Genomic DNA, 11,709 nt, shown 5'->3' with positions numbered 1-11,709 from the left:
ACAAACGAGACGCAAGGCCTTGCCCGCGCCCCGAGGGGGAGGGGCACCGGCAAGGCCTACGACAGCACTGGGAACCCCCGACTGGCACCCAGGGCAGAGTCGTCCAGAGTCACGCCAGCCGCCGGACCAGGCGTGACAAAACCGAGGAAACTATCAACCAGAACAGCGCCGCGAGACCGTAGTTCACGAGCACTCGCAACCCCGCGTTGTCCGGCGTGAACAGATCCTTGAACGCGAGTGCGAGCGGGTCAGCGGCGGCAGAGAAGAACTTGGTGATGCCGTTCGCCGGATTGGCGTTGCCCACCGTCAGCAGGACATGCACGACCAGCACGACGGCGAAGATCAACCCAACCCAACGGACGACGCCCGCCAGGACTCCCACCACGTTCGACCGGGTCACAGCGACCATGGTGGGAGTCTGGCACGATCGCCATCAGGATACGAACCGCGCGATCAGGCCGGCGAGAACCAGCCAGAACACGGCGGCCAGACCGTAGTTCACGATGGTCTCAAGTGCCTTGTTGGCGAAGGTGAACAGGCCAGGGAAGAACAGGGCCAGCGGCTCTGCCATCGACTGGATGAAACGGAAGAAGGCGTTGGTTGCGTTCGCGCCGAACAGGTTCAACAGGATGTAGACGACCTCGATGAGCGCGAAGACAGCCCCGATGAGCTGGACTACGCGCGCTGCGGTCCCACTGCCTGTGCGGCTCCATCTACGAGTTGTCATGAAAGGTGGATGCCCAGACCCGCCGTGACAAAACTCGCCGCTGGGAGCAATCTTGGTAGGCCGTTCGGCCCACATTGCGATGGGGCGCCTTCGTGTTCACCGCGATCGGTGGCTAGGCTGTCGCCGTGGCACGTGCTCTCCTCCTTCGTTGCCGCGACGGGGCCTGACCAGACCGGCTCCCCGCCGCGGGGCGAAGCCTTGCCGGTCATTTCGTCCATAGACCCGCAAGCAGGAGTCCCCAGATCATGAGCATTCCCGACGTACAGCGTGCCGCGACCAGCAACATCCGGATGCCGAGCAGGCCGGCGCCCGCCGACCAGCCCGCGTGGAACACCCAGCGCGGCTCGTCGATGCCGGTGCACCGCTACCAGCCCTTCGCCCAGGTCGTCGAGCCGATCACGCTGCCCGACCGGACCTGGCCGGACAAGGTGATCACCCGCGCGCCGCAGTGGTGCGCTGTCGACCTGCGTGACGGCAACCAGGCCCTGATCGACCCGATGTCCCCCGCCCGCAAGCGACGCATGTTCGACCTGCTCGTGCGCATGGGCTACAAGGAGATCGAGGTCGGCTTCCCCGCCGCGTCGCAGACCGACTTCGACTTCGTGCGCGAGATCATCAACGACGGCGCCGTTCCCGACGACGTTTCGATCCAGGTGCTCTCCCAGTGCCGCCCCGAACTGATCGAGCGCACGTTCGAGGCACTGCAGGGCGCACGCAAGGCGATCGTCCACATCTACAACTCGACCTCGATCCTGCAGCGGCGCGTGGTGTTCCGCGAGGAGCGCGAGGGCATCAAGAAGATCGCCACCTCCGCCGCCGAGATGGTGGCCGAGCTGGCGGGCAAGTACTCCGACACCGACTTCCGGTTCGAGTACTCCCCCGAGTCCTACACCGGCACGGAGCTGTCGTACGCGGCCGAGGTGTGCAACGCGGTCACCGAGATCTGGCGGCCGACGCCGGACCGCCCGGTGATCATCAACCTGCCCGCCACCGTCGAGATGGCGACACCGAACGTATACGCCGACTCCATCGAGTGGATGAACCGCAACCTGGAGCGTCGTGACTCCGTTGTGCTGTCGCTGCACCCGCACAACGACCGCGGCACCGGCGTGGCCGCCGCCGAGCTGGGCTACCAGGCCGGCGCGGACCGCATCGAGGGCTGCCTGTTCGGCAACGGCGAGCGCACCGGCAACGTGTGCCTGGTGACGCTGGGCATGAACCTGTTCAGCCAGGGCATCGACCCGCAGATCGACTTCTCCGACATCGACGAGATCCGCCGCACGGTCGAGTACTGCAACCAGCTGCCGGTCGGCGAGCGCCACCCGTGGGGCGGCGACCTGGTGTTCACCGCGTTCTCCGGCTCGCACCAGGACGCGATCAACAAGGGCTTCGACGCGCTCAAGGACGCCGCCGACCGGGCGGGCCACCCGGTCGAGGACCACCCGTGGGAGGTCCCGTACCTGCCGATCGACCCGAAGGACGTCGGCCGCACCTACGAGGCCGTGATCCGCGTGAACTCGCAGTCCGGCAAGGGCGGCGTCGCGTACGTGATGAAGACCGAGCACCAGCTGGAGCTGCCGCGCCGCCTGCAGATCGAGTTCTCGCAGGCCGTGCAGCACTACACGGACTCGGAGGGCGGCGAGGTGTCGCCCGCGCTCATGTGGTCGACGTTCTCGTCGGAGTACCTGGAGCACAACGCACCGCTCGTGCTGCGCGAGCACCGCATCGCCGGCTCCGATCCCTCGGACGGCCGTGGCCACGACGAGATCAGCGCGGTCGTCGAGGTGGAGGGTGACCGGCACGAGATCACCGGCTCCGGCAACGGCCCGATCGCCGCGTTCGTCGACGCGCTCGCCTCGGTCGGCTACGACGTGCGGGTCCTCGACTACACCGAGCACGCACTCACGGCGGGCGACGACGCACGCGCGGCGGCGTACGTGGAGTGCTCGATCGGCGAGCGCACGCTGTGGGGGGTCGGCATCCACAGCTCGATCGTGACGGCGTCCCTGCGCGCGGTGGTGTCGGCGGTCAACCGCTTCTCACGCTGAGCAGGCGTTGGGGGCGGGCCCGGCAACCCCTTACGAGACCCGCCCCCGCGCACGATCGTGCCGGGCCCCGCTTGTCTACCGGTCGAGCGCGACAAGTGCATGTCCCAAGCCTGGCCGGGAATCAGGGGCCCAGCGTCTCCGTGACCGAGGCGGGACCGGCCAGCGAGGTGTCGTCCGGCGCGTCCCACTCCATCTCCACCAGCTCCGGCTTCACCTCGTGCGCCTGGATCTTGCCGTCGCGGATGTCCTCCGCCCAGTGGCACGCCACGCGGTGGCCCGGCGTGATCTCACGCAGTGCGGGGCGTTCGGTGTCGCAGCGCTCCGCCTGCTTCCACGGGCAGCGGGTGTGGAACCGGCAGCCCGTCGGCGGGCGGGCTGGCGATGGCAGGTCGCCCGCGAGCAGGATGCGTTCCCGGCTGTCCTCGATCGCCGGGTCCGGCACCGGCACCGCCGACAGCAGCGCCCTGGTGTACGGGTGCAGCGGCTCGGCGTACAGGTCGTCGGACGTCGCCTCCTCGACAAGGCCGCCGAGGTACATCACGCCGACGCGGTCGGAGATGTGCCGGACGACGGCCAGGTCGTGCGCGATCACCAGGTAGGTGAGGCCGAACTCCTCCTGCAGGTCCTCCAGCAGGTTGATGACCTGCGCCTGCACGGACACGTCCAGCGCCGACACCGGCTCGTCCGCCACGATGAGGTCCGGCTCGACGGTCAGCGCGCGGGCGATGCCGATGCGCTGCCGCTGGCCGCCGGAGAACTCGTGCGGGTACTTGCGCAGCGCGGTGCTCGGCAGGCCGACCGAGGAAAGCAGCTCCCGCAAGCGTTTGCCGGTCGACTCCTTGCTCTTGTCGAGGCCGTGCGCACGCATGCCCTCGATCAGCAGCGACTCCACCGACTGGCGCGGGTCCAGCGACGACATCGGGTCCTGGAAGACCATCTGCATGCGCCGCCGCATGGTGCGCAGCGGCTCGCCCTTCATGGACGACAGGTCGACGCCGTCGAACACGACCTTGCCGCCGGTCGGCTCGGTGAGCTTGAGCATCGCGCGGCCGAGCGTGGACTTGCCGCAGCCGGACTCGCCGACCAGGCCGTAGGTCTCACCCTGGTTGACCGCCAGGTCGACCCCGTCGACCGCGTACACGTAGCCGACGGTCCGGTCCAGCACGATCCCGCGCTTGATCGGGAAGTGGACCTTGATGTCCTCGGTCTCGATCAGTGGCCGCGTGGTCGGCTCGGTAGCTGGCGCGCTCACGCTGGCACCTCCTGTGCGACCGGGTTGTGGCAGCGCAGCAACCGCTCGCCCCGCACGGAACCCACCCCGTCCGGCACCATCTCCGGTGTCACCTCGACGCACGTGTCGGTCGCGTTGGGACAGCGGGGCGCGAACGCGCAACCCGAGGTCCACGGAATGTTGTCCTGCACCGACCCGCGGATCGGCGACAGCCGCTCCCCCTTCAGCGCGTCGAGCCTGGGGATCGACTGCAGCAGGCCGTACGTGTACGGGTGCCGAGGCACCTGGAACAGGTCGTGCCGCCCGCCGCGCTCGACCACGCGGCCGCCGTACAGCACGTTGACCTCGTCACACAGGCCCGCGACCACGCCGAGGTCGTGCGTGATCATGATCAGCGCGGTGCCGGTCTCGCGCACCAGCTCCGCGAGCAGCGCCAGGATCTGCGCCTGGATGGTCACGTCCAGCGCGGTGGTCGGCTCGTCCGCGATCAGCAGCCTCGGCCGGCACGCCAGCGCGATCGCGATCAGCGCACGTTGCCGCATGCCGCCGGACAGCTGGTGCGGGTACTCGTCGAGGCGCCGCCTCGGGTCCGGGATGCCGACCTTCTCGAGCAGGTCGGCCGCCTCGACCATGGCCTTCTTGCGGGACAGGTCGCGGTGCCGCTCGAGCACCTCGGTGACCTGCAGGCCGATCGAGATGACCGGGTTGAGCGACGACAGCGGGTCCTGGAACACCATGGCCAGGTCGCGGCCGCGCCGGTCCCGCATCTGCCGGTCGGACAGCGTGAGCAGCTCGGTGCCCTCGAACTTGGCCGAGCCGGTGACCTTGTTGCCGCGCTTGTGCAGCAGACCCATGATCGACATCGCGGTCACGGACTTGCCGCAGCCGGACTCGCCGACCAGACCGACCGTCTGGCCGGGCTCCACGTCGAAGTCGACACCGTCGACCGCGGTGAACGGCTCCTCGCCCTTGCGCTGGAAGACGACCCGCAGGTCGCGTACCTCTAGCAGTGCCATTGACCGGTCACCTCCTGCTCTTCGGGTCGAGGGCCTCGCGCAGCGACTCACCCATGAGTGTGAAGCCGAGCGCCACCACGATGATGCAGCCGGCGGGCCAGAAGGCCAGCTGCGGGTGGCTGTCGATGACGTTCTGCGCCCGGCCGAGCATCTGCCCCCACTCCGGGACGCGGTCGTCCGGGTTGCCGAGACCGAGGAACGAAAGGCCCGCTGCCTCGATGATCGCGATCGCGAGGACCAGCGTGGACTGCACGATCACCGGGCCGAGCGAGTTCGGCAGCATGTGCCGGAACACGATCGCCCGCTGCTTCACGCCGAGCGAACGGGCGGCGAGCACGTGGTCGCTGTGCCGCTGCGCGAGCATCGAGCCCCGCAGCAGGCGCGCGAAGATCGGGATCTGGACCGTCGCGACCGCGACGATCAGTGTGTAGACGTTGGGTTGTGCGAACAACGCGCCGATCGAGACCGCGAGCAGCAGGCCAGGGATCGACAGCATGACGTCGACCGCGCGCATGACCACGCTGTCGACCCAGCCGCCGATCGCACCGGCCAGCGTGCCGAGGATCAACCCGCCCGTGAGTCCGATCAGCGTGGCCAGCACACCGACCAGCAGCGTCTGCTGCGAGCCGACCAGGAGCCTGGACAGCAGGTCGCGGCCCACCTGGTCGCCGCCGAGCGGGTGCCCTGGCTGCGGCTCCGGGATCTGGTTGCGTGCCTTGACGACCTGGTCGCCCAGCATCGGGTCGGTCGGGTCGTGCGGCGCCAGCCATGGCGACAGGATCGCCAGCACGATGAACGCGGCGATGATCACCGCACCGGTGAGGAACACCGGGTTGCGGCGCAGCCTGCGCCACGCGGCTGCCGCGACGCTCACGCCGGGGTCGTCGCCGATCTTGCCCGCGGTGGCCGCGAGCGCGTCGATCTTGGACTTCGTGCTCACCGGGCACCACCCGCCGTGCGGATGCGCGGGTCGATCAACGCGTAGGACAGGTCGACCAGCATGTTGATCAGCACGAACACCCCGGCGGCACAGAGGATCAGCAACAGCAGCACCGGATAGTCACGGCGTTCGAACCCGAGCGCCAGCGCCTGCCCGATGCCGGGGAACGCGAACACCTTCTCGGTCAGCACGGCACCCGCGAGCAACGCACCGGTCTGCAGGCCGATGGTGGTGACCACCGGCAGCAGCGCGTTGCGCATCACGTGGCGGCGGTTGATGACCGGCGTGGTGAGGCCCTTGGACTCCGCGGTCCGGACGAAGTCCTCGTCGAGGACGTCGAGCACGGACGCGCGGGTGATCCGGAAGATCACCGAGAACGGGATGCTCGACAGCGCGAGCGCGGGCAGGATCAGGTGGTGGATCGCGTCCCATGCCGCGTCCCATTCCTGCGTCAGGATCCCGTCGAGCACGAAGAACCCGGTGACGCGGGTGGCGTCGATGCCACCGGTCTGTCTGCCAGCGGTCGGGAACCAGCCGAGGTCGACGGCCAGCACCTGCTTCAGCACGAACGCGAGGAAGAACACCGGCACCGCGACGCCGATCAGCGAACCGACGATCGACAGGTTGTCGAGCCAGCCGCCCTTGCGGCGGGCGGCGAGATAACCGAGCGGGATGCCGACCACGATCGCGATGACGATCGCGAAGAACGACAGCTCGAGCGTCGCCGGGAAGCGCTGGAAGAAGATATCCATCGCCGTGTCGCCGGGCTGCACACCCGTGGACACCCCGAAGTCACCCGACGCGGCACGCGACAGGAACTTCCAGTACTGGACGAAGATCGGCTCGTCCAGACCCAGCTCCTGTGTGAGCCGGGCTCTGGACGACGCGGTCGCGCGTTCGCCCAGGAGGGCCGAGACCGGCCCTCCTGGGAGCGAACGCAGCCACGCGAACAGCAGCAGCGACAGCACCCCGACGACGATTACGAGCTGCAGCAACCGCCGAACCGTGTAACGAAGCACCTAACCCTTGTTCCTGTGGTGGGGAGCGGGACAGGTCAGCCGAGGCTGACGGAGTCGAAGCGCTCGTCCGTGAGCGGACTGGGAACCAGACCCTTCACGTTCTCGGCGACGACCAGTGCGGGCGGTCCGTGCGAAATCGGGATCGCGGGCAGGTACTCGGCCTTCAGCTTCTTGTTCAGTTCCTCGTACAACCCGGTGCGCTTCTCGGCGTCCGGCTCCGAGTCGGCCGCCTGCAGCTCCTGGGACAGGGTGGCGCCCCACGGCGAGTTGCCGGTGCCGAAGCGGTTGTTCGGGTCGGAGAAGAAGTTGCCGATGAAGTTGTCCGGCGTGTTGTAGTCACCGTTCCAGCCGAGCAGGAACAGGTCGGCCTTGCCCTGGTCGACGTCCTCCAGGTAGCCACCGTTCCACGGCTTGCTGACCACGTTCAGCTTGACGCCGACGGCCTCCAGGTTGCCCCGGATGAAGCCGAACATGTCCTGCGGGTTCGGCATGTACGGGCGGGTGACCTCGGTCGGCCAGTAGATGTTGACCGACAGGTTGGCCGCGCCGGCCTCGGCGAGCAGCGACTTCGCCTTGTCCGGGTCGTAGGTGTACTTCTCGACGTCGTCGGTCCAGCCGTCGACCGTCTTCGGGTAGAAGTTCTCCGCGACCTCGGAACCCTCGGGCAGCTGCTGCTTGACCAGGCCCTCGCGGTCGATCGCGTAGGCGAGCGCCTGGCGGACCTTCAGGTCACGCAGCTGCGGCACGTTCTTCTGACCGATGCCCAGGTAGAAGACGTTGAACGCCGGGCGGATCATGACGTTGTAGCCGTCGTCCTTCAGGCCCTGCCAGTCGGCGGGGGACGGGAGGTCGTAGCCCTCGACGTCACCGGACTGCAGCGCCTGCTTGCGGGCGGTCTCGTCCGGGATGGCACGCAGGATCAGCTTGTCCAGCTTGGCCTTGTCGCCCCAGTAGTCCTCGTTGCGGACCAGCTCGACGGTGCCGTTGGCCTCGTCGTACTTGGCGAACTTGAACGCGCCGGTGCCGGTCGGGTGGTCCGTCGAGTACTCGGGGTAGGTGAAGCTGTCACCCGCCTGGACGACCTCGTCGGCCTTGTACTGCTCCAGCGCCGTCGGGCTCTGCATCGCGAACGACGGCAGGCCCAGGATGTCCGGGAACTTGGAGGTGGAGCGGGTCAGCTTCACGACGGCCTTGTTCGCGCCGTCCGCGGTGCACGACTCGAACAGCGACGGGTTCGCCTTGTCGGCGAAGCCGCCGAAGTTGTCCTGCCAGTAACCGGTCACGGCCGGGCTCTGGCCCGGGCCCTTCTGGTTGTACCAGCGGTCGAAGTTGAAGCAGACCGCCTCGGCGTTGAACTCGGAGCCGTCGTGGAACTTCACACCCTCGCGGAGCTCGAAGGTCCAGGTCAGCCCGTCCTCGCTGTGGTCCCACTTGGTGGCGAGACCGGCCTCGGCGTCAGCGGTGCCCGGCTTGAACTCGATCAGACCCTCGAAGATCTGCTGCGAGGTGCGGAAGGTGGCCCCGTCGGTGGCGAAGAAGGGGTCGAACAGCTTCGGCGCACCCTCGGTCGCGAAGGTCATCGTGCCGCCGGTCTGGCCGCCACCTTCGTCCTGGGAGTCGCGCTGGGATTCAGCGCACGCGGTCAGCGCGACAGCGGCGGCGAAGCCGATTGCCGCCAAGCGGACCGTGCGGGGGTTGACCATTACGCACCTCAGAGGGTTCGAGTCTCACACTTTGGTCGCCGACCCTATCCCGTCCGGGTGCCAGGACGTGAAGTCCTGGTCTGTAACGACTCGGTATCCGATCCTCATCGGCACAGGTCCGCACGTGCTTTGGTCTGGTCGACCGCGAACCAGCCACGCTCGAAGTCCTGCCAGGTCAGCATGTGTTTCCTGACCTCCTCGCCGTCCCGCGCGACGGCCCTTTCCAGCCGAATGGTCTCGTCAGGAAGCTCACACCAGACGAGGTGGGAAAGCTTGTCGTAGATCGACCTTCTGCCCGCCGAAACACCCTCTATGACCAGCACTTCCGGCACTTCTATCCGGCGGTACCGACCGGGGTGCGAGCGGCCGTCCGTCCATTCGATCCGCTGGTAGCAGGCTGTTTTTCCCATTTCTATGGGAATGAGCACGTCGTTCACCAGACGTGGCCACCACGACACGGGAGCGTCCCAGGTCGCGAAGTCGTCGGTGCTCACCACCGTGGCGCCAAGCTCGCGGGCCAGCTCGTTCGCGTAGTGCGTCTTGCCGGAGCCGGACGGCCCGTCGACCGCGATCAGGGTGGTGGCGCCGAGGCGCGGCGGCCTCAGCTCGATCACACCGACCGGCGGCCCGTGAGTGCCCGGCCCAGCGTCAGCTCGTCCGCGAACTCCAGGTCGCCGCCCATCGGCAGGCCCGAGGCGAGCCGGGTGACCGTGAGGCCGGGGAAGTCGCGCAGCATCCGCACCAGGTAGGTGGCGGTCGCCTCGCCCTCGGTGTTCGGGTCGGTGGCCAGGATGACCTCGGTGATCTCCTGCCCGCCGATCCGCTGCAGCAGCTCACGCACCCGCAGCTGGTCGGGACCGATGCCGGACAGCGGGTCCAGCGCGCCACCCAGCACGTGGTAGCGGCCCTTGAACTCGCGGGTCTTCTCGATGGCCAGCACGTCCTTGGGCTCCTCCACCACGCACACGGCGGAGGGGTCGCGGCGCGCGTCGCGGCAGATCCGGCAGGTCGGCTCCTCGGAGACGTTGCCGCAGATGTCGCAGAAGACCACGCCCTCCTTCACCTTCTGCAGAGCGAGCTGCAGGCGGGCGATGTCGGCCGGGTCGGCGCCGAGCAGGTGGAACGCGATGCGCTGTGCGCTCTTCGGACCGACGCCGGGGAGCCGCCCCAGCTCGTCGATCAGGTCCTGGACCGGTCCCTCGTACATGGGTTACATGCCGGGCAGGCCGAGGCCGCCCATGCCACCCGCGAGCGGACCCATCGCGTCGGCGGCCATCTGCTGCGCCTTGCCGCTGGCGTCGCGGACGGCGGCGACCACCAGGTCGGCCAGCGTCTCCACGTCGTCGGGGTCGACGACCTTCTGGTCGATCGCGAGGGACTTCAGCTCGCCGGAGCCGGACACGACCGCCGTCACGAGACCACCGCCCGCCGAGCCCGTCGCCTCCGCGTTGGCCAGCTCCTCCTGCGCGGACATGAGCTGTTCCTGCATCTTCTGAGCCTGCTGCAGGATCTGCTGCATGTCGGGCATGCCACCACCGGGTTGCACCATGGAGTCCTCTCTTCGGTTGTTCCCAGCGTAGTCGCGCACCCCTGTGGCAGGGTGAGCGCCGTGCGGAGATCTGTACTCGCGGTGATCGGGCTGGTGACGCTCACGGCGTGCGGCGGCCAGTCATCCGGCACGCCGGCCACGACGGCGACGAGGACCACGGCCCCGACCACGACGACCGTGTCCGCCACGACCACCACGCCCCCGACCACCACCACGGTGGCCCCGCCCGCGAAACCCGCGCCCGTGGTGGTCCTCGACCCCGGCCACAACGGCGCGAACGCGGCGAACCCCGGCGAGATCAACCGCCAGGTGCCCGCCGGCCGCGGCCGCGTGAAGGCCTGCAACACGACCGGCACTGCGACCAACGCCGGCTACCCGGAGCACGCGTTCACGTGGGACGTCGCCGAGCGGGTCCGCGACCAGCTCACCGCACAGGGCGTGCGCGTCGTGCTGACGAGGCCGGACGACAACGGCATCGGCCCGTGCGTCGACCGCCGGGCCGCGATCGCCAACGAGTCGGGCGCCGCGGCCGTCGTGTCGATCCACGCGGACGGCTCGACCAACCCGTCCGCACACGGCTTCCACCTCGCGTACTCGGCGCCACCGCTGAACGAGGCACAGGGCGAGCCGTCGACGCGGCTGGCCACGACCATGCGGGACACGCTGGTGGCCAAGGGCTTCGCGACGTCCACCTACATCGGGTCCTCGGGCCTGTCACCCCGCGACGACCTCGGCGGGCTCAACCTGTCGGAGCGCCCTGCCGTGCTCGTGGAGTGCGGCAACATGCGCAACGCCACCGAGGCCGCCGCGTTCAGCGACCAGGCGGGCCGCCAGTCCTACGCGACGGCCATCACGGCGGGCATCCTCGCCTACCTGGGCTGACCAGCCCGCCTACCGGTTGTTGATGGGGCGGGCGCCGAGCTTGTCGGTGAGGAGCTTGACCATGTCCTCTTCCGGGTTGCTCTCTGGCACCGGCGCAGGCGGCACGCCATCGTCCTCGTAGTAGTCGTCCTCCGGTGGCTCCGGCAGCGGCGGCTCGTCGGCGGGCGGCGGCGAGGCAGGGACGACAGGCCTCGGCGGTTCGGGCGCCTGCTGCTGTCGCGGGGCCGCGGCGGGCTGCGTTGGCCGGGTGAACGTGGGCGGCTCGCTGCGTGGCTTCTGCTGCACCGACTGGGTGGCCGTGTTGTGCGCGGCGTGCACGCACTTGACCTGCCACTGCCCGCCGAGTACCTCACCGAGCGCGGCGGCGATGGCATCCACGTTGCGCGGCTCACCGAGCCGACGGGCCAGCGGCGCCGCGGTGTGCGCGATGGTGACCGTGTCCCCCTCGACGGACTGCACGGTCGCGTTGGTCAGCATGGCCTCGGTGCTGCGGCTGTTCTTGCGGACCGAGCCGAGCAGCTCCGACCACAGCCCGCGCACCGCGGCCGCGTCGAGCGCCCCACTCGCGGCGGGCGCCGGGGCCGGGGTGGTCAC

Annotated in this window: 12 protein-coding genes and 1 pseudogene; 2 read left to right on the top strand and 11 right to left on the bottom strand. The window is 69.0% G+C overall.

Annotation, left to right across the window (positions count from 1 at the left end):
- Positions 1-109: 109 nt before the first annotated feature.
- Both WBA97_RS18790 and WBA97_RS18785 read right to left on the bottom strand, forming a co-directional pair.
- Entirely contained in the window at positions 110-409 is a 300-nt protein-coding gene (locus WBA97_RS18790; RefSeq protein ID WP_424232150.1) for a hypothetical protein, read from the bottom strand.
- Between the two features lie 24 nt (positions 410-433).
- Positions 434-625, bottom strand: coding sequence for a hypothetical protein (locus WBA97_RS18785; RefSeq protein ID WP_424232149.1), 192 nt, complete (start codon positions 623-625; stop codon positions 434-436).
- Between the two features lie 347 nt (positions 626-972).
- Between WBA97_RS18785 and leuA the strand changes: the two genes are divergently transcribed.
- The gene (gene leuA, locus WBA97_RS18780) at positions 973-2,775 is read left to right on the top strand and encodes a 2-isopropylmalate synthase (protein ID WP_424232148.1); all 1,803 of its coding nucleotides are present in this window, start codon (positions 973-975) and stop codon (positions 2,773-2,775) included.
- Positions 2,776-2,896: 121 nt separating this feature from the next.
- On the opposite strand, the gene WBA97_RS18775 is transcribed toward leuA, so the two are convergent.
- The 8 genes from WBA97_RS18775 to WBA97_RS18740 all read right to left on the bottom strand — a co-directional run bounded on the left by WBA97_RS18775 (position 2,897) and on the right by WBA97_RS18740 (position 10,233).
- Positions 2,897-4,027, bottom strand: a complete 1,131-nt coding sequence (locus tag WBA97_RS18775; RefSeq protein WP_424232147.1) for an ABC transporter ATP-binding protein — start codon at positions 4,025-4,027, stop codon at positions 2,897-2,899.
- Positions 4,024-5,022, bottom strand: a complete 999-nt coding sequence (locus tag WBA97_RS18770) for an ABC transporter ATP-binding protein (protein ID WP_424232146.1) — start codon at positions 5,020-5,022, stop codon at positions 4,024-4,026. Before WBA97_RS18770 ends, WBA97_RS18775 begins: the two co-directional genes overlap by 4 nt.
- A 7-nt stretch (positions 5,023-5,029) precedes the next feature.
- Positions 5,030-5,962 (bottom strand): ABC transporter permease, encoded by a 933-nt coding sequence (locus WBA97_RS18765; RefSeq protein WP_424232145.1) that lies wholly within the window; start codon positions 5,960-5,962, stop codon positions 5,030-5,032.
- Positions 5,959-6,981, bottom strand: a complete 1,023-nt coding sequence (locus WBA97_RS18760) for an ABC transporter permease (RefSeq protein ID WP_424232144.1) — start codon at positions 6,979-6,981, stop codon at positions 5,959-5,961. Before WBA97_RS18760 ends, WBA97_RS18765 begins: the two co-directional genes overlap by 4 nt.
- Positions 6,982-7,016: 35 nt before the next feature.
- A complete protein-coding gene (locus WBA97_RS18755) occupies positions 7,017-8,684 on the bottom strand; it encodes an ABC transporter substrate-binding protein (RefSeq protein WP_424232143.1) in 1,668 nt (555 codons plus the stop codon).
- A gap of 104 nt (positions 8,685-8,788) precedes the next feature.
- A complete protein-coding gene (locus WBA97_RS18750; RefSeq protein ID WP_424232142.1) occupies positions 8,789-9,298 on the bottom strand; it encodes a uridine kinase family protein in 510 nt (169 codons plus the stop codon).
- Positions 9,295-9,891, bottom strand: coding sequence for a recombination mediator RecR (gene recR / locus WBA97_RS18745; RefSeq protein WP_424232141.1), 597 nt, complete (start codon positions 9,889-9,891; stop codon positions 9,295-9,297). Before recR ends, WBA97_RS18750 begins: the two co-directional genes overlap by 4 nt.
- Positions 9,892-9,894: 3 nt before the next feature.
- Entirely contained in the window at positions 9,895-10,233 is a 339-nt protein-coding gene (locus WBA97_RS18740) for a YbaB/EbfC family nucleoid-associated protein (protein WP_424232140.1), read from the bottom strand.
- Between the two features lie 51 nt (positions 10,234-10,284).
- Here WBA97_RS18740 and WBA97_RS18735 point away from each other — a divergent pair, with 51 nt between their 5' ends.
- Positions 10,285-11,115: an N-acetylmuramoyl-L-alanine amidase gene (locus tag WBA97_RS18735; protein ID WP_424232139.1), complete on the top strand. Its 831-nt coding sequence runs from the start codon at positions 10,285-10,287 to the stop codon at positions 11,113-11,115.
- Between the two features lie 9 nt (positions 11,116-11,124).
- On the opposite strand, the pseudogene WBA97_RS18730 reads toward WBA97_RS18735, so the two are convergent.
- Positions 11,125-11,709: pseudogene (locus tag WBA97_RS18730) on the bottom strand (DNA polymerase III subunit gamma/tau); the annotation flags it as partial.

The sequence above is a fragment of the Actinophytocola sp. genome, assembly GCF_049647105.1.
GTDB lineage: Bacteria > Actinomycetota > Actinomycetes > Mycobacteriales > Pseudonocardiaceae > Actinophytocola.
This window is presented reverse-complemented; position numbering and strand designations above follow the sequence as displayed.